This is a genomic window from Nocardioides cavernae, assembly GCF_013410035.1.
In the GTDB taxonomy this organism is placed as follows: Bacteria; Actinomycetota; Actinomycetes; order Propionibacteriales; family Nocardioidaceae; genus Nocardioides; species Nocardioides cavernae_A.
The window spans coordinates 170,963-187,782 of the sequence record NZ_JACCBW010000004.1; the positions used below are offsets into that span (position 1 = coordinate 170,963).

Below are 16,820 nucleotides of genomic sequence, written 5' to 3' on the forward strand. Positions count from 1 at the left end.
GCACTAGCGGGTCGGGTCGACGATCGTCATCCCGGCCACGGTCGCGCGGTCGAACCGCGGCAGGAGCGCCGCGGCCTCGTCGAGCCCGATCACGCGCTCCACCAGCAGCTGCGGCTGGAGCGCACCGTCGGCGATGAGCCCCATCATCCCCGGGTAGTCGGCAGCCGCCATGCCGTGGCTGCCCAGGACGTCCAGCTCCCAGCCGATGACGCGCGCCATCGGCACGCGGGGGTGCCCCTCGACCGGCGGCAGGAGGCCGACCTGGGCGAGCCGTCCGCGGCGGCGCAGGCTCAGGACCGCGTCCGCACAGGTCTGCTCGCTGCCGACCGCGTCGACGGCGACGTGGGCGCCGCCGGGGACGAGGTCGTGGACCGCCGCCGCGACGTCCCCGCCGTCCGCGCCGTCCGCGAGGAGGGTGTGGTCGGCGCCCAGCCCGGCCGCGACCGCGAGCGCCTCGGGGTTGCGGTCGACCGCGACGACGTGGGCGCCGACCGCGCGGGCGATCATCACCGCGCTGAGCCCCACGCCACCGGCGCCGACGACGACGATCCACTCACCGGCGCGGAGCGCGGCCCGCCCGACGACCGCGCGGTAGGCGGTCGCGAAGCGGCAGCCCAGGCTCGCGGCCGTCGCGTCGTCGACGTCGTCCGGGATCGCGACCAGGTTGGTGTCGGCCGCGTGCAGGGCGACGAGCTCGGCGAACGACCCCCCGTGGGTGAAGCCCGGCTGCTGCTGGTCGGGGCACACCTGTGCGTTCCCGCTCGCGCACCACTCGCAGTCGCCGCAGCCGCACACGAACGGGACGGTGACGCGGTCGCCGACCCGCCAGCGGGCCACCCCGGCGCCGAGCTCGACCACCGTGCCCGCGAGCTCGTGGCCCGGGACGTGCGGGAACGCCACATCGTCGTCGTGCCCGGCCCACGCGTGCCAGTCACTGCGGCACACGCCCGTGGCCGCGACCCGGACGACCACACCCCCCGGCGGTGCCGTCGGCGGCGCGACCTCCTCGACGGTGGGCCGGCCGCCGGCCCGCGGGATGACGATCGCACGCATGGGCGCCCACGCTACTGGCGTACGGCCTCCGCGTGCCCCGCGCCCCCTGCGTCCCCCACGCCCGGCTCGGGCTCGTCCGCCGAAGCGTCCGCCGTCGTCATCGACGTCGGCATGCGGCCGCCGCTCCCGGCGCCGGCCGCCCCGTCGCGCACCATCATCGGACGTACCTCCTCGGTCGGACCGCGCTGATCGTGTGCAGCACCGCGTCGCGGCGCGCGGCGCGTACCTCCCCCAGCTTGACCTCGCACGACCAGCACCGGTCGACAGCGACGCAGCACGTGGCGTCCCTGACCTCGGCCTCGAGCTGGTCGGCGTGTGCGCTCCTGCTCACGACGCTTCGCATGTCTTCCCTCCCCCGACCCCGCACCGCGCGGTGTCGGGGTCGAGTCTCGCCACGCAGCCGGGGTCGCGACATCGGCAGTCCTACGGATGTCTGGACCACCTCGAGGTCGCCGGGTCAGCCGGCGAGGCCGGCGAGCAGCCGCGGCAGCTCGCCCGGCAGCTCCCGCGCCAGGTAGCCGACCGGGCCCACCCGCTCGGCCAGCCGGTCGCCGGCCGTGGCGTGGAGGTACGCCGCCCACACCGCCGCCTGGGCCGGCTCGGCGCCGCGCGCCAGCAGGCCGGCCGCGATCCCGGCCTGCACGTCTCCGGACCCCGCGGTCCCGAGGCCGGGGTTGCCCGCCTCGACCCGCCACACGTCGCCGCCCGCGACGACGACCTTGACCTCTCCACCGCACAGGACGACCGCGCCGGTGCGGTCGGCGAGCCGTACCGCGGCCGACACCAGGTCGTCCTCGACCTCGTCGTCCTCGACCTCGAGGCAGCAGGCGAGCTCTCCCGGGTTGACGGTGAGCACGACGGAGGCGTCGAGGGCGGCCACGTCGTCGTGCCGTCCGGTGACGTACGCCGTCGCCAGGGCGTCGAGGACGACCGTCTGGCCGAGACGCGGTGCGACGGACTCCACCAGGGCCTCGGCGGCGTCGGTGTCGCTGAACCCCGGCCCGAGCAGCACCACGCCGGAGCCGACCACGTCCACGACGCGGTCCGCCTCGCGGGGGCTGATCGACCCGTTGTCGTCCTCGGCGAGGCCGGTCACCATGAGCTCGGGCGAAGCCGCGGCGAGCAGACCGGCCCGCGACTCCACGGTCGCGAGCTGCACCTTCCCGGCGCCCACCCGGAACGCCCCCTCGACGGACAGCAGTCCAGCGCCCGGCGTCTCGCGGGAGCCGGCGACGACGACCAGACGTCCCCGCTCGTCCTTGTCCGACCCGAGGGCGGGCAGCGGCCAGGCGCGCAGCAGGTCCTCGTCGACGCGCGTGCCGTCAGCCATCGCTGGCCTCGCCGCCCCGGTCGTCCTCGGCCGTCCGCTCGGCGGGGCCGGGCTCGAGGTGGCCGTCGTCGGCGAAGGTGTCGAGCACGAGCCCCGAGTCCCGCCTGCGGTAGCGCGTCACCGACGCGTTCGGGATCTGCGTCGTGCGGTCGATCTCGAGCAGCTCGGCCTCCTCGATGCCCTCCAGCGCGTAGCGGAACGACATGATCACGGCCTGGTGGGTGAAGAGCCACACGCGCTGGCCGTCGTACCCCTCGCGCAGGTCGGCGAGCAGGCTGCGCACCCGGAGCACGACGTCGGCCCAGCTCTCGCCGGAGGGCGGCTGGTAGTAGAACTTGCCGACGTACGAGCGGCGCTCGGCCTCCTCCGGGTGACGGGCCCGGATGCCCTTGCCGGTCAGCCCGTCGAGGAGCCCGAGATCGCGCTCGCGGAGCCGCTCGTCGAGCAGCAGGTCGACGTCGAGCTCCCCCAGTGCCGCCCGGGCGGTGTCCGCCGCCCGGCGGTAGGGCGAGCTGACGACGAGGTCGGGCCGCGCGGCGGGGGCCAGCCCGCCGACCCAGCGCCCCAGGGTGCGGCCCTGCTCCACGCCGTTGCTCGACAGCTCGACGTCGGCGTCGCGCGCCGGCAGGTCGAGCCGTTCGGCGTCGGCGTCCCTGGCTGCGCTGTCCGCGAGGTTGCCCGCGCTCTCACCGTGCCGGACCAGCACGATCTCCGCCGGTCCGCGCCTGCCGTGCAGCATACCTGTCAGCCCCACTGTCGCCTCCTCGTCCCACCTGCGCCGGTCGTGTGCCGTCCCGTTACCCCACGACCGGCCAGCGGATGCGTACGCCGGGCCCCGCCGTCGTCGTTACGCTCGCCCCATGCTCCCGACCGTCCGCCGCGCCGTCGGAGCCGACGCGGAGGGGCTGTCACGCCTCGCGGCGCTGACCTTCCCGCTGGCGTGCACACCCCGGACCTCGGCCGACTTCCTGGCGACGCACATCGCGACGCGACTCGACCCGGACAGCTTCCGCCGTCACCTGGCGGACGCCGCGTGCGTCCTGCTGCTCGCAGAGGTCGGGGACGGCGCGGACCCGGTGGGCTACACGATGCTGCTCGCCGGTGAGCCCGACGACGAGGACGTGAGGGCCGCGCTCCGGCTCCGGCCCACCGTCGCGCTGGAGCGGTTCTACGTCCATCCCGACCACCACGGGTCCGGAGTGTCGGACGTCCTGATGCGGCACACCCTCACCGCAGCCGCCGGGACGGGCGCGGCCGGCGCGTGGCTCGGGGTCAGCGAGGAGAACGGCCGGGCGAACGCCTTCTACGCCAGGCACGGCTTCGAGGCGGTCGGTCGCAAGACGTTCCACATCGGCGACGCCTCGGAGGACGACGTCGTCCGTGAGCGCCCGCTCGCGGACCTCAGCGGGCGGCGAGGAACGTCCGCACCCGGTCCAGCATGAGGGCGGTCGCGTCGGCGTCGTAGGCGTCGAGCGACGAGTCCAGGAACAGGTGCTCGTCGCCGGGGTAGACGAACAGCTCGGCCAACGGCGTCGAGGCGGTCAGCTCGCGCGCCGCCGGGAGGTCCTCGTCGAAGAACTCGTCGCCCTCCTTGCCGTGGACCTGCACGGGCACGCCGTCGGGCCACGACTCCCCGAACTCCGAGACCGGGAGGCACGAGCACAGCAGCAGCGCGCCGCGGGCACCGGCGGTCGTCTGCGCGAGTCGCTGCGCGATGGTCACGCCGAAGGAGATGCCCGCGTAGACCAGGTCGGGACCGAGGTCGGCGGCGGCCGACGCGCCGCGCTCGCGCAGGGCGTCGAAGCCCGCCTCCTTGGCGAAGGCGAACCCCTCCTCGATGCTGGCGAAGGTGCGGCCGTCGAAGAGGTCGGGCGTGTGCACCGTGTGGCCGGCGCCTCGCAGCTCGTCGGCGAGGGCGCGCACGCCGTCGGTCAGCCCCTGGATGTGGTGGTAGAGCAGTACGTCAGCCATCGGTCGGTGTCTCCCCGCAGAATGATCCAAGTATCTCGAACGTTCGACGATGCTAGTCTCATTCGTCATGGAGGACAACCCGCCCGGGTACGCGCTCGCCGATCGCCTGGCGCTCACGACCCCCGCCCAGGTCCGGGCGATCGGGCACCCGCTGCGCACCACGGTCCTCCAGCTGCTGCACGAGCGCGCCGCGACCGTCACCGAGCTCGCCGAGGCGGTCGGCCGCCCGAAGAGCACGGTCGCCCACCACGTCGACGTGCTCGCCCGCGAGGGCCTGGTGCAGGTCGTGCGCACACGGCGGGTCCGCGCGGTGGAGGAGCGCTTCTACGGGCGTACGGCGCGGATGTTCTTCGTCTCGCCGGAGCCGGCCGCGTCGGGCGAGGCGATGCCGACCGACTTCAACGACTTCGAGGTCGCCGCACGCGAGTCGGCGCCGGCCTTCGCCGAGGGCCGGCTCTGGGGGTTCATCCGCCACGCCCGGATCTCCGAGGAGCAGGCCTCGGAGTTCTGGCAGCGCATGGCCGCCCTCGTCGAGGAGTTCGACCACCTCCCGCGTGCGGGCGAGACGGTCTACGGCTTCGCGGTCGGCGTCTACCCCACCGACCACCCGTCGCTCCCGGCGGAGGAGCCGTAGGCCGGCGGGTCGGAAGCCGCGCGAGCACGTGCGGCGGTCATGGCCCTCGCAGCCGGCTGTGGGGGACCACATGCGCCGCACGTGCGGGCGCGCGCACCGCTGCCCGGCCCGGCCGCCGTCACCCTGTGCCGACCTACAGGTCGACCTCGCCCACGATGCGGGTCACCGCGTCGCCCGAGACCCAGACGCGGTCGTCGGACGCCTCAAGCCGTACCCGCCCCTCCCGGCCGATCACGCTGCCCTGGCGCGCGGTGTACGCCGCCGGCAGGGCGCCCGCGCCGATGAGCCACTGCGCGAGCCCGGCGTTCGCACTGCCGGTGACCGGGTCCTCGCCGAAGTCGCGTCCGTCGGCGTAGAACGCCCGCACCTCGACGTCGGCGCCGAGGTCGGCGGCGTCGGTCGCGTCCCACCGGCCGAGGACCGTCACCTTGAGGTCGGTGAACGCCGCGACGTCGGGCACCACGTCGAGCGCCGCACGTGCGGTGCCGAGGTCGACGCCGACCCAACCGGGTCCGTTGTCGATCCACGCCATGTCCTCCACCGCCGCGTCGGCGATGCCGAGCGCACGCACGATGCGGGTGCGCAGGTCGGCGTCGACCGCGCCCGAGCGGCGCAGCGGCGGGGCCGCGAACCCGAGGCGGGGCGTCCGGCGTACGTCCACCAGCCCGGCGCCGCACTCCTGCACGATCGTGTCACCACGCGGCACCCCTCCCGCCTCGAGCCACGCGTGTGCGGAGCCGATCGTGGGGTGGCCGGCGAACGGCAGCTCTCCCCCGGTGGTCCAGATCCGCACGCGGTAGTCGGCCGCCGGGTCCGTCGGCGCGCAGAGGAAGGTCGTCTCGGAGAGGTTGGTCCAGCGCGCGAAGTGGGCCATCTGCGCGTCCGTGACGCCGTCCGCGGCGTGCACGACGGCGAGCGGGTTGCCGAGCCACGGCACGGAGCTGAAGACGTCGACCTGGCGGAAGGGCAGCACCGGACGATCCAATCAGCCGTGCGCGGCCCAGCGACGGGCGGCCTCGTCGGCGGCCGCGGAGACGAGCGCGGCCAGCTCGGGGCGGTCCGGCACGGGGAAGGACACGTACGGTCCGCGACCGCCGGCGACCGGACGTCCGTAGGCCTTCGCGGCGAGCGAGCCGTCGGGCAGCATCCGGATGGTCAGGGACTGCAGCTCGAACTCCTCGTCACGACGCGTGTCGCGCCAGCGGAGCTCCTCGGGGATCACCACGTTGATGGCCAGGGCACTGACGTCGACCGACACGTCCATGCAGTGATCGTGCCAGAGCCCCACCCTCGTCATGACCTCCGACGTCATGGCCCTCGCGCGCCGCGTCGGGCGCGGGCTAGGACCGCGTGGGCAGGGAACGGTCCGGCCCGGCCGGCGACGGACGCCTCGTGACGACCATGGCGACCAGAAGGGCGCAGCCCCAGGCCGCGAAGAGCGGGTCCCAGAGGTAGGCGTGACCGACCATGCCAGGGCGGTCGAAGCCACCGTCGGGGACGATCGCCCCGGCGAGCACGAGGTTGCCGACGACGGTGTTCAACCCGCCCCAGGCCAGCAGCACGAGCGCCCCGACCCAGCAGGCCGCGCGGACGAGTCGGCGCGCGGGCCATCCGCGCCGGGCGACGACCATCGGGAACCACGCCGCGACCAGCTTGACCACACCGATCGGCACCAACGCCCACTCCCACCCGGCGAACGCCTCGACGATCCGGGTGCCCAGCGTCTCGACGAGCCAGCCGCCGCCGAGCCCCCAGTAGAGGCTGAAGCCGGCGTGGAGCGTGCCGAGCAGGCCGGCGACGAGCAGTGCCGCCCGACCGGTCCCGACCGGTCCGGTCACGGGGTGGGGCCGGCGAGCAGCTCCAGCGCCTGTCGGTAGCCGTCGATGCCCTGCCCGGCGATCGTCGCCACCGCGTGCGGCTCGACGACCGAGGTGTGCCGGAACTCCTCCGCACGCTGCTTGGGGTCGGAGATGTGCACCTCGACCAGCGGTGCGACCAGCTGGGCGCAGGCGTCCCACAGCGCGAGGGAGTAGTGCGTCCACGCGGCGGCGTTGAGGACGACGGGCACGACGTCGTCGGCGGCCGCGTTGAGCCAGTCGAGGAGCTCGCCCTCGTGGTTGGTCTGGCGGACCTCGACCTCGAGGCCCAGCGCGGCACCCCACTCCACGCACTGCCGCGCCAGCTCGGCGTGGGTGGTGTGCCCGTAGATCTCCGGCTGGCGACGGCCGAGGCGGCCGAGGTTGGGGCCGTTGAGCACGAGGACCCTGCGGCTGCCGCTCACGACCCGCCTCCGATCGCGGCGTACGCCGCACGCAGGTCGTCCTCGGACGGCCCGGCGAGGATGCGCGGCGCGGCGAGGTCGTCGAGGACCACGAAGCGCAGCTGGTTGCCGCGCGCCTTCTTGTCCACCCTCATCGCCGCGAGAAGGTCGTCGAAGGACGCAGCGTCGTACGTCGTGGGCAGGCCGACGCGCGAGAGCGCGGCACGGTGCCGGTCGACGACGGCGGCGTCGAGGCTGCCCGCCCGGGCGGCGAGCTCGGCGACGTAGACGCAGCCGATCGCCACGGCCTCCCCGTGGCGCACGGTGTAGTCGCTCGTGCGCTCGATCGCGTGGGCGAGGGTGTGGCCGTAGTTGAGGACCTCGCGGCCGGGATGGCCGTCGGCGCCGCCGCTCTCGCGAAGGTCGTCGACGACGACGTCGACCTTCACCCGGATCGCCCGCTCGACGAGCTCGCGCAGCTCGGGAGAGCCGGCGGTCAGGGCCGCCGGGTCGGTGCGCTCCACGATGTCGAGGATCGCCGGGTCGGCGATGAAGCCGCACTTCACGACCTCGCCGAGGCCGGCCACGAGCTCCTCGCGCGGCAGCGTCTCGAGCAGGGACAGGTCGCACAGGACGCCGGCCGGCTCGTGGAAGGAGCCCACCAGGTTCTTCCCGGCGCCGGTGTTGATGCCGGTCTTGCCCCCGACCGCGGCGTCGACCATGGCGAGCAGGGTCGTGGGCAGGTGCACGACGCGCACCCCGCGCAGCCAGGTGGCGGCGACGAAGCCGCCGAGGTCGGTGGTCGCTCCCCCGCCGATCGTGACGACCGCGTCGGAGCGGGTGAATCCGGCCTCGCCCAGCGCCTCCCAGCAGTCCGCCGCGACGGGCGCCGTCTTCGCGCGCTCCCCCTCGGGCAGTCCGAGGGCCAGGACGTCGTAGTGCTCGACGAGCGCGTCGACGACCGGGTCGGCCAGCGCGCCCAGCGTGCCGGCGTACAGCACCGCGACGCGCTCGACGGAGTCGCCGAGCAGCGCGGGGAGCCGGTCGGCGAGCCCGCGGCCGACGACGACGTCGTAGGGCGCGGCCCCGCCGACGTGCAGGACGGTGTCGCTCATGCCAGCAGCTCCCGGATCCGGGCCGCGACCTCGTCGGGCGTGCGGTCGTCGGTGTCGACGACGTGGGTGGCGACGGACTCGTAGACCGGGGTGCGCTCGTCGAGCAGCGCCTTGATGCGGGCACGGACGTTGCCGAGCAGCAGGGGCCGGCCGGTGCCGAGCCCGACCCGCTTGACCGCGTCGGAGAGGCCGACGCGGAGGAAGACGACGGGTACGCCCGACAGCAGGTCGCGCGTCTCGGCTCGCAGCACCGCTCCCCCGCCCAGCGCGAGCACGCCGTCGTGCTCGGCCACCGCCTCGGCCACCGCCGCGGCCTCCAGGTCACGGAAGTGGTCCTCGCCCGACTCGACGAAGATGTCGGAGATCTCGCGACCGGTGGTCGCCTCGATGTCGGCGTCGGTGTCACGCACGGCGACCCCCCACGCCTCGCCCAGCAGGCCGGCGACGGTCGTCTTGCCGGCGCCCATCGGACCGACGAGCACGACCCGAGGCGTCACCTGAACCTCAGCGTGTCGAGGTAGGACTCGGCGTTGCGGCGCGTCTCCTGCACCGAGTCGCCACCGAACTTCTCCACGACCGCGTCGGCCAGCACCAGCGCGACCATCGCCTCGGCCACGATGCCGGCCGCCGGGACCGCGCAGACGTCGGAGCGCTGGTGGTGCGCGACCGTGGCCTCGCCCGTGGCGACGTCGACGGTGCGCAGCGCCTTCGGCACGGTCGCGATCGGCTTCATCGCGGCACGCACCCGCAGCACCTCACCGGTGGACATGCCGCCCTCGATGCCGCCGGAGCGACCGGACGTGCGGCGCAGGCCGTCGTCGGTGGGGACGATCTCGTCGTGCGCCTGCGAGCCGGGGGTGTCGGCGAGCTCGAAACCGTCGCCGACCTCGACGCCCTTGATCGCCTGGATGCCCATCATCGCGGCGGCCAGTCGCGCGTCGAGCCGCCGGTCCCAGTGGACGTGGGAGCCGAGGCCCGGCGGAAGCCCGTGCACGACGACCTCGACGACCCCGCCGAGCGTGTCGCCGTCCTTGTGGGCCTGGTCGATGCGGGCGACCATCGCGGCGCTCGCCTCCGGGTCCAGGCAGCGCACCTCGTCGGCGTCGAGCCGCTCGACGTCGTCGGGCGCCGGGACGAGCCCGGCCGGTGCCCTGACGCCCCCGAGCGACACGACGTGGGACACGATGCGGGCGCCGACGGCCTGCTCGAGGAAGTTGGAGGCGACGCGACCGAGCGCCACGCGGGCGGCCGTCTCGCGCGCCGAGGCGCGCTCGAGGATCGGGCGGGCCTCGTCGAAGTCGTACTTCTGCATGCCGACGAGGTCGGCGTGGCCGGGCCGCGGACGGGTCAGGGGCGCGTTGCGGGCGAGGGCCTCCAGCTCCACCGGGTCGACGGGGTCGGCCGACATGACCTTCTCCCACTTCGGCCACTCGGTGTTGCCGACCTCGATCGCCACCGGTCCGCCCTGCGTCTCACCGTGGCGGACACCGCCGAGGACGCGGACCTGGTCCTGCTCGAACTTCATCCGCGCGCCGCGGCCGTGACCGAGTCGACGGCGGGCCAGCGACTCGGCCAGGTCGTCGGAGGTGACGCGGACGTGCGCGGGGAGTCCCTCGAGGATCGCCACCAGCGAGGGACCGTGGGACTCGCCTGCAGTGAGCCATCGGAGCATGGCGCCAGTCTCTCAGCCCCAGATGCGCCCGGCGATCGCGGTCCCCCAGACGAGACCCAGCAGGGCGCCGCCGACCATGAACGGACCGAACGGGAACGACCGCTTCAGCAGGGTCCGGTCGCGCCTGACGGCCACCACCGCGAGGGCCGGGACGGCGAACAGGATGAAGCTCACCCACACGCCGACGGCGAACGCCCCCCACCCGACCCACCCGAGCACGAGCCCGATCGGTGCAGCCAGGCGTACGTCCCCGAAACCCATCCCTGCGGAGCGCACCGCCCACAGGACCCAGAAGAAGGAGCGGGCCGCGATCGAGGCGAGCAGGGCGCGCACGAGTGCGTCACGCTCGTCGGTCGCGAGCCCGACCACCGTGACCAGGACGAGCAGGGCGAGGGTCGCCGGGACGACCACGACCCGGGGCAGCAGCTGGGTGTGCCAGTCGACGACCGACAGGGCGACCCCCAGCGGCACGAGCGGGACCAGCCACAGCAGCGACCAGTCCAGCCCCGTGGCCCCGCCGACCAACGCCCCGGACGCCGCCGCGACGAGCGCGCTGCGCCAGCCCAGACCGGGGCGGGCGGCGATGTCGGCGTAGAGCATCTTGCCCGGCTCCCCGTCCGGCTCCCCGTCCGGCTCCCCGTCGTCACTGGCCGCGGGCGCGGGTTCGGGCAGGCGTGCGACCAGGCTCGGCACCAGGAGGCCGCCGATCCCGGCGAGGACCGCCGTCAGGAGGGCGGCGAGCAGGCTGTCGTCCACGAGGAGGAATCTAGGCGGGATCGCGCGCGGAGAGGGCGCGTTCGCCCGCATCGCGCATCGCGTCGAGAGGCGCGGGCAGGCCGGTGAACAGCTCGAACTGCAGCGCTGCCTGGTGCACGAGGAGGTCCAGGCCGCCCACGAGGGTGCGACCGGAGGCGAGGGTGGCCGCGGCGAGCGGGGTGGGCCAGGGGTCGTAGAGGACCTCGAAGACCACCGGTACGCCACCGCACCGGGCCACGAGGGCGTCGGTCTGCGCGCCGGCCGGGATCGTCGCCACGACGACGTCCGCCTCGACCGCCGCGTCCCCCTCGAGCGACGAGGTGCGGACCTCGACGCCGCCCGGGTGCGCCCGGAGGGCGTCGACGGTCTCCCGGGCGCGGGAGGCGTCGCGGACGAGGAGCTCGAGGGTGCGTACGCCGAGGTCGGCGAGCGCGAGTCCGACCGAGGTCGCGGTCGCGCCACCCCCGAGGACCGCCGCGGTGGCGAGCGGGGCTGTCGTACGTTCGCGGATCGCCGCCGTCGCACCGGGCAGGTCCGTGTTGTCACCCACGCGGGAGCCGTCGTCCTCGAGCAGGAGCGTGTTGGCAGCACCGGCGAGCCGCGCGCGGTCGGTGAGGTGGTCGACGAGCGGGAGCACCTCCCGCTTGAGCGGCATCGTCAGCGAGAGTCCTCGCCACTCCGGGCCGAGGCCGCCGAGGAAGGCCTCGAGCCCGCCCGCGGCGACGCGGTGCGCGTCGTAGGCCCAGTCCAGGCCGACCTCGGCATAGCCGGCCCGGTGCAGGACCGGCGACAGCGAGTGGGCGACGGGATCGCCCAGGACGCCGCAGCGCCTCAGCACCGGTCCGAGGTGTCGCAGTAGGCCTTGTACTCGGCGCGGCCCTCGAGGAAGCCGTCGTAGGTCTCGTAGAACTTGGTCTCGCCGGTGGAGAGGTCGACGGTGACGTAGTAGTACCAGCCGCCCTCGGCCGGGTTGGCCGCCGCCGCGATGGCGTCGTCACCCGGTGCCTCGATCGGCGTCGGCGGCAGGCCGGCGTTGATGCGGGTGTTGTAGGGCGTGTCCTCGGCCAGCTGCTCGGGCGTGAGCTCGGTCGACCCGGGTGAGAGCCCGAGGCCGTAGGCGATCGCGGCGTCGATGCCGAGCGTGCCGTTGGTGCCACCCTTGTCGCCGGGACCGTCGAGGCGGTTGTAGATGACACGGGCGATCTTGGGCATGTCGTCGCCCCGGCCCTCGGCCTCGATGAGCGACGCGATGATCATGAGCTCGCCCGGCGTGTGCCCCAGCTCGGCGGCCTTGGCCTCGAGGTCGGCCTCCTCGGCCGCCTCCTGCCAGCGCGCGACCATCATCTTGAGGATCCCGACCGGCTTCATTCCCGGCTTGATCTCGTAGGTCGCGGGGAACAGGTAGCCCTCGGCGTTGCCGTCGGCGTACTCGGGGAGACCGATCTTGCCGGACTGGAGCGCCCTGGTGAACGCGCGCTCGGGGAAGTCGGTGCCCTCGGCGAGGATCGGCACGATCTCGGTGAGCCGCAGGCCCTCGGGGATCGTGACGGTCGGGAAGCCGATGAGGTTGGCGGGGTCGACCAGGACGTCCTTGACGTCGGAGGCCTTCATCTCCTTCTGGAGCTCGTAGGCGCCGACCTGGATGCCGCTGCACTCGTCGCCGCAGGCGTCGATGAAGGCCTGCACGGACGCCGTGACGCCGTCCTCCTTGAGGTTGCGCCCGATCTGGGCGGTGACGTCGCCCTCGTTGACGGTGAACTCGACCGAGCCCTTGCCGGGGCCGGGGTAGTCCTCCGGGCCCTGGAACTGGTCGGCGACCCAGGAGACGCCCTGGGTGAGCGCTACGTAGAACCCGCCGAACAGCACGGCGAGCGCGACGAGGACGGCGAGGCAGCCCTTCATGCCGCGGCCCTTGCGTCGCCTGCCCCCGGGTACGTAGTCGTAGGTCTCGTCCTCGAGCTCCTCGGGACGGGCCTCGTGCTCACTCATCTGTCTCTGTCACCTCGACGATCTCTCCCGGTGCCTGTCCACTCGACCTCTCGGTGTCGAGGGCAGTCTGCAGGATCAGCACGGCCGCTGCCTGGTCCACCACGGCACGCCTCTTCGCACCGTGCCGGCCCTGCTCGCGCAGGATCGACTCGGCCGACACCGTGGTCAGTCGTTCATCGCACAGTCTGACGGGTACGGGGTGGACCCGGCGAGCCAGCCTCGCCGCGAGCGCCCGCGCCTTGACGGCCGCGGGGCCCTCCGAGCCGTTGAGCGAGCGCGGCAGGCCGACCACGACCTCGACCGCCTCGTGCTCGGCGACGAGCTGCGCGAGCCGACGCACGTCACCCTTGCCCGTGCGTACGGTCTCGACGGGGGTGGCGAGGAAACCGGACGGGTCGCTGCGCGCGACACCGATCCGGGCATCGCCCGGATCGACGCCGACCCGCACTCCGAAGCGCACTCCCTGCCGCCGTCCGGTTCAGCCCTGCGCCGCGCGCTCGGCGACCTGCGCGGACACCAGCGCCAGCGCCTCGTCGATGCGCGTGGCGTCGGTGCCGCCGCCCTGCGCGACGTCGTCCTTGCCGCCGCCCTTGCCGCCCAGCAGCGGCCCGACCGCGCGGACGAGCTCGCCGGCGGACAGGCCCCGGGCGCGGGCCTCGTCGTTGGTCGCGGCCACCACCGACACCTTGCCGTCGGCCTGACCGATGATCACCACGACGCCGGGCTCGCCCTGGGGCAGGCGACCGCGCACGTCCATCGCGAGGTTGCGCACGTCGCCACCGCCGGCGCCGTCGGCGCGGTGGGCGACCAGCCGCACCGGGCCGACCTGGGCGGCTCCCGCGGCGAGGTCCGCGCTGGCGCCGAGGAGCTGGGCGAGGCGGGCCTTCTCCAGCTCCTTCTCGGCCGCGCGGAGGCGCTCGGTGAGCCCCTGGACCCGGCTGACCAGGTCGTCGGGCTGCGTCTTGAGCAGGCCGGTGAGCTGGGCGACCACGTCGCGCTCCCGGGCGAGGTAGCCGAAGCCCTCGACGCCGGTCAGCGCCTCGATGCGTCGGTTGCCCGAGCCCACGCTCGTCTCGCCGGTCACCACGACGGTGCCGATCTGGGAGGAGTGGTCGACGTGGGTGCCGCCGCAGAGCTCGCGCGACCACGGGCCGCCGATCTCGACGACGCGGACCTTGGTGTTGTCGTAGGTCTCGCCGAAGAGCGCGATCGCGCCCCAGTCCTTGGCCTGCTCGAGAGTCATGTAGTCCCACGACACGGCGAGGTCGGCCCGCAGCGCCTGCTGGGAGACGAGCTCGATGTCGCGGACCTGCTCGGGCGTGAGCGCCTGGGTCCAGCCGAAGTCCAGACGGAGGTAGCCGGGCCGGTTGTAGGAACCCGACTGCAGGGCGGAGGGGCCGAGCACCTCACGCAGGGCCGCGTGCACCACGTGCGTGCCGGAGTGGGCCTGACGGGCGCCGGTGCGCCACTCGGGGTCGACGCGCGCGTGCACCTCGCGCCCGGCCTTGAGCTCGCCCTCCAGGACGCGGACCTGGTGCACGACGAGGCCCTTGATGGGCCGCTGCACGTCGACGACCTCGAGACGTCCGCCGTCGAAGACGATCGTGCCGGCGTCGGCGACCTGGCCGCCGGACTCGGCGTAGAACGGCGTGCGGTCGAGCACCAGCTCGCCGACCTCGCCCTCCCCCAGCCGCTGGACGGACGCGCCGCCGCTGAGCAGCGCCAGCGGCCGCGACTCGGTCTCCAGCGTCTCGTAGGCCAGCCACTCGGTCGGTCCGTGCGCGTCGTAGATGCCGCGGTAGACGGCCGTGTCGCCGTGCGTGCCCTTCTTGGCGCGGGCGTCGGCCTTCGCGCGCTCCCGCTGCTCGGCCATCAGGCCCCTGAAACCCTGCTCGTCGACGGTGAGGCCCTGCTCGGCCGCCATCTCGAGGGTCAGGTCGATCGGGAAGCCGTAGGTGTCGTGCAGCGCGAACGCCCGCTCGCCGGACAGTGTCGCGCCGCCCGTCTGCTTCACCTCGGACGCAGCCTGGTCGAAGATCTGGGTGCCGGCCTGGAGCGTCTTGCGGAAGGCGTCCTCCTCGGCGAACGCGACCTGCGAGATGCGCGGCCAGTCCGTGAGGAGGTTGTCGTAGGTCTGCCCCATGACGTCGCGCGAGACCGGCATCAGCTCGGGCAGCACCCGGTCCTCGCAGCCGAGCAGCCGCATCGAGCGCACCGCGCGCCGCAGCAGCCGCCGCAGGACGTAGCCGCGGCCGTCGTTGCCGGGCGTGACGCCGTCCCCGATGAGCATCATCGAGGAGCGGACGTGGTCGGCGACCACGCGGAAGCGGACGTCGTCGTCGTGGTCGGCGCCGTAGGTCTTGCCGGTCATCTCCTGGGCCTTGGCGATCACCGGGTAGACGACGTCGATCTCGTACATGTTGGCCTTGCCCTGCAGGAGCAGCGCGACGCGGTCGAGGCCCATGCCGGTGTCGATGTTCTTCTTCGGCAGCGAGCCCGAGATGTCGAAGTCGGACTTCGAGCGCACGGCGCTCAGCTCGTCCTGCATGAAGACGAGGTTCCAGATCTCGAGGAGGCGGTCCTCGAGCTCCACCGGCATGTCGGGCCCGAGCGTGGCGGGGTCGAAGTCCGGGCCGAACTCGGGGCCGCGGTCGTAGAGGATCTCCGAGCACGGGCCACCGGGTCCGGGCACGCCCATCGACCAGTAGTTCTCGCGCGGGCCGAGCTGCACGATCCGCTCGCGCGGGAAGCCCGTGACGTGCATCCAGTGCTCGATGGCCTCGTCGTCGCCCACGAGCACCGACGGGTAGAGACGGTCGCGGTCCAGGCCGTAGCCGCCGTCCGCGATGGGCTTGGTGATCAGGTCCCACGCGAGCTCGACGGCGCCCTGCTTGAAGTAGTCGCCGAACGAGAAGTTGCCGCACATCTCGAAGAAGGTGCCGTGCCGGGTCGTCTTGCCGACGTCCTCGATGTCGGGCGTGCGTACGCACTTCTGGATGCTCGTGGCGCGGACGTAGGGCGGCGTCTCCTGGCCGAGGAAGTAGGGCTTGAACGGCACCATCCCGGCCGGGACGAAGAGGAGGTTCGGGTCGTCGGCGAGCAGCGAGGCGGAGGGCACCACGGCGTGTCCGGCGGCCTCGAAGTGCGCGAGGAAGCGGCGGCGGATCTCGGCGGTGTCCATCAGGGCAGGTCCTTCGTCTCGTGGCTGTACGTGCGGTGCGGGGTCGGGGTGCTGTCGGGGTCGGCCGGGCCGCTGAGCTCCGGCCTCCCGTGGGGCCGGAGGCCGAGCTGCTCGCGCAGCTCGGCTTCTCGCTCGGTGCGGCCCTGGTGGACCTCCTCGGCGAACAGCCGCGCGCCCGCCTGCCAACCGCGTACGCGGTCGCGCAGGCCGTCGGCGGTGAGGGCCTCGGCGGCACGGCGGGCTCGGGCGGCGGCGTACACCCCGACCCCCGCCCCGGCGACGAACCAGAGTGGGCGACCCATCAGGCGACGTCCTCCCCCACCGGGTCCGAGGTCGCGGCGCGCACGGCGGCACGCTCGCGCGCGCGGAACTCGCGCAGCGCCTGCTTCATCTCCGCGCGACGCTCGCGTGTGGACCGCCTGGCCTCCTGCCGGGCCGCGAACCGGATCCGGTTGCGCGACTCCGGCGACAGGGCTCGTCGCAGTCCGTGGGTCCAGGACGCGGCCTTGACCACGGTCTCCCGGGCGACGATGTCGGCGAAGAGCCGCCCGTCGATGGGTCGTGCGACGGGGACCGCGGACGCGGGCTCCTCGACGTCGGGCGCGATCGAGGTGATCAGGTAGTGGGCGACGTCGTCACCGTCAGGCGCCGCGGAGGGCGCGGAGGGCGTGGGTGCGGTCACCGGTCGCTCGAGCAGGGCGAGGCGCTCACCGAGCGCCGCGGCGCTGGCCTCGGCCGCGGAGGCGCGACGCTGGGCGCGCAGGGCCAGCAGCAGGGCGACGAGCGCCACCACCCCGGCTGCGACCAGCACCACCTGCTCCGAGCTCACCGGGACACCCTATAAGTCACGGCGAGCGGG

General features: G+C 74.0%; 22 protein-coding genes. 2 read left to right on the forward strand and 20 right to left on the reverse strand.

Annotated elements, in window-relative coordinates; all coding sequences use genetic code 11:
- Positions 1-3: 3 nt before the first annotated feature.
- From F4692_RS17455 to F4692_RS17475, 5 genes are all read right to left on the reverse strand, one after another.
- Positions 4-1,053 carry an alcohol dehydrogenase catalytic domain-containing protein gene (locus F4692_RS17455; protein ID WP_179620996.1) on the reverse strand — a complete coding sequence of 350 codons (1,050 nt, stop codon included), beginning with the start codon at positions 1,051-1,053 and terminating at the stop codon, positions 4-6.
- 11 nt (positions 1,054-1,064) lie between these two features.
- Positions 1,065-1,211, reverse strand: coding sequence for a hypothetical protein (locus F4692_RS17460; protein ID WP_179620997.1), 147 nt, complete (start codon positions 1,209-1,211; stop codon positions 1,065-1,067).
- Complete coding sequence (locus tag F4692_RS17465; protein WP_179620998.1) at positions 1,208-1,384, reverse strand: hypothetical protein; 177 nt, start codon at positions 1,382-1,384, stop codon at positions 1,208-1,210. The genes F4692_RS17460 and F4692_RS17465 overlap by 4 nt, the downstream gene beginning before the upstream one ends.
- Positions 1,385-1,510: 126 nt before the next feature.
- Positions 1,511-2,383 (reverse strand): NAD(P)H-hydrate dehydratase, encoded by an 873-nt coding sequence (locus tag F4692_RS17470; RefSeq protein WP_179620999.1) that lies wholly within the window; start codon positions 2,381-2,383, stop codon positions 1,511-1,513.
- Positions 2,376-3,137: a histidine phosphatase family protein gene (locus tag F4692_RS17475; protein WP_218858718.1), complete on the reverse strand. Its 762-nt coding sequence runs from the start codon at positions 3,135-3,137 to the stop codon at positions 2,376-2,378. Before F4692_RS17475 ends, F4692_RS17470 begins: the two co-directional genes overlap by 8 nt.
- Positions 3,138-3,243: 106 nt before the next feature.
- Here F4692_RS17475 and F4692_RS17480 point away from each other — a divergent pair, with 106 nt between their 5' ends.
- A complete protein-coding gene (locus F4692_RS17480; protein WP_179621000.1) occupies positions 3,244-3,825 on the forward strand; it encodes a GNAT family N-acetyltransferase in 582 nt (193 codons plus the stop codon).
- Here the strand turns inward: F4692_RS17480 and F4692_RS17485 are convergent.
- A complete protein-coding gene (locus tag F4692_RS17485) occupies positions 3,785-4,354 on the reverse strand; it encodes a dienelactone hydrolase family protein (RefSeq protein WP_179621001.1) in 570 nt (189 codons plus the stop codon). The genes F4692_RS17480 and F4692_RS17485 overlap by 41 nt on opposite strands.
- 49 nt (positions 4,355-4,403) lie before the next feature.
- Between F4692_RS17485 and F4692_RS17490 the strand changes: the two genes are divergently transcribed.
- Positions 4,404-4,988: an ArsR/SmtB family transcription factor gene (locus F4692_RS17490; protein ID WP_257030005.1), complete on the forward strand. Its 585-nt coding sequence runs from the start codon at positions 4,404-4,406 to the stop codon at positions 4,986-4,988.
- A 133-nt stretch (positions 4,989-5,121) separates the two neighbouring features.
- On the opposite strand, the gene F4692_RS17495 is transcribed toward F4692_RS17490, so the two are convergent.
- From F4692_RS17495 to F4692_RS17560, 14 genes are all read right to left on the reverse strand, one after another.
- Entirely contained in the window at positions 5,122-5,961 is an 840-nt protein-coding gene (locus F4692_RS17495; protein WP_179621002.1) for a PhzF family phenazine biosynthesis protein, read from the reverse strand.
- Between the two features lie 12 nt (positions 5,962-5,973).
- On the reverse strand, positions 5,974-6,252 hold the full coding sequence (locus tag F4692_RS17500; RefSeq protein ID WP_179621003.1) for a hypothetical protein: 279 nt from the start codon (positions 6,250-6,252) through the stop codon (positions 5,974-5,976).
- A 76-nt stretch (positions 6,253-6,328) separates the two neighbouring features.
- A complete protein-coding gene (locus F4692_RS17505; protein ID WP_179621004.1) occupies positions 6,329-6,826 on the reverse strand; it encodes a DUF3995 domain-containing protein in 498 nt (165 codons plus the stop codon).
- Entirely contained in the window at positions 6,823-7,269 is a 447-nt protein-coding gene (locus F4692_RS17510) for a type II 3-dehydroquinate dehydratase (protein ID WP_179621005.1), read from the reverse strand. Before F4692_RS17510 ends, F4692_RS17505 begins: the two co-directional genes overlap by 4 nt.
- Complete coding sequence (gene aroB / locus F4692_RS17515) at positions 7,266-8,363, reverse strand: 3-dehydroquinate synthase (protein WP_179621006.1); 1,098 nt, start codon at positions 8,361-8,363, stop codon at positions 7,266-7,268. The genes F4692_RS17510 and aroB overlap by 4 nt, the downstream gene beginning before the upstream one ends.
- Positions 8,360-8,860, reverse strand: coding sequence for a shikimate kinase (locus tag F4692_RS17520; protein ID WP_308645363.1), 501 nt, complete (start codon positions 8,858-8,860; stop codon positions 8,360-8,362). Before F4692_RS17520 ends, aroB begins: the two co-directional genes overlap by 4 nt.
- Positions 8,857-10,035: a chorismate synthase gene (gene aroC / locus F4692_RS17525; protein ID WP_179621007.1), complete on the reverse strand. Its 1,179-nt coding sequence runs from the start codon at positions 10,033-10,035 to the stop codon at positions 8,857-8,859. Before aroC ends, F4692_RS17520 begins: the two co-directional genes overlap by 4 nt.
- 12 nt (positions 10,036-10,047) lie before the next feature.
- Positions 10,048-10,791 carry a prepilin peptidase gene (locus F4692_RS17530; RefSeq protein WP_179621008.1) on the reverse strand — a complete coding sequence of 248 codons (744 nt, stop codon included), beginning with the start codon at positions 10,789-10,791 and terminating at the stop codon, positions 10,048-10,050.
- 10 nt (positions 10,792-10,801) lie between these two features.
- Positions 10,802-11,629, reverse strand: a complete 828-nt coding sequence (locus F4692_RS17535; RefSeq protein WP_308645364.1) for a shikimate dehydrogenase — start codon at positions 11,627-11,629, stop codon at positions 10,802-10,804.
- Entirely contained in the window at positions 11,623-12,780 is a 1,158-nt protein-coding gene (gene mltG / locus F4692_RS17540; RefSeq protein WP_179621009.1) for an endolytic transglycosylase MltG, read from the reverse strand. Before mltG ends, F4692_RS17535 begins: the two co-directional genes overlap by 7 nt.
- Positions 12,773-13,240, reverse strand: a complete 468-nt coding sequence (gene ruvX, locus F4692_RS17545; protein WP_179621010.1) for a Holliday junction resolvase RuvX — start codon at positions 13,238-13,240, stop codon at positions 12,773-12,775. The genes mltG and ruvX overlap by 8 nt, the downstream gene beginning before the upstream one ends.
- An 18-nt stretch (positions 13,241-13,258) precedes the next feature.
- Positions 13,259-15,961, reverse strand: a complete 2,703-nt coding sequence (alaS, locus tag F4692_RS17550; RefSeq protein WP_179621011.1) for an alanine--tRNA ligase — start codon at positions 15,959-15,961, stop codon at positions 13,259-13,261.
- Positions 15,961-16,263 (reverse strand): DUF6167 family protein, encoded by a 303-nt coding sequence (locus F4692_RS17555; protein ID WP_179621012.1) that lies wholly within the window; start codon positions 16,261-16,263, stop codon positions 15,961-15,963. Before F4692_RS17555 ends, alaS begins: the two co-directional genes overlap by 1 nt.
- Positions 16,263-16,790, reverse strand: a complete 528-nt coding sequence (locus F4692_RS17560; protein ID WP_179621013.1) for a hypothetical protein — start codon at positions 16,788-16,790, stop codon at positions 16,263-16,265. The genes F4692_RS17555 and F4692_RS17560 overlap by 1 nt, the downstream gene beginning before the upstream one ends.
- Positions 16,791-16,820: the final 30 nt, after the last annotated feature.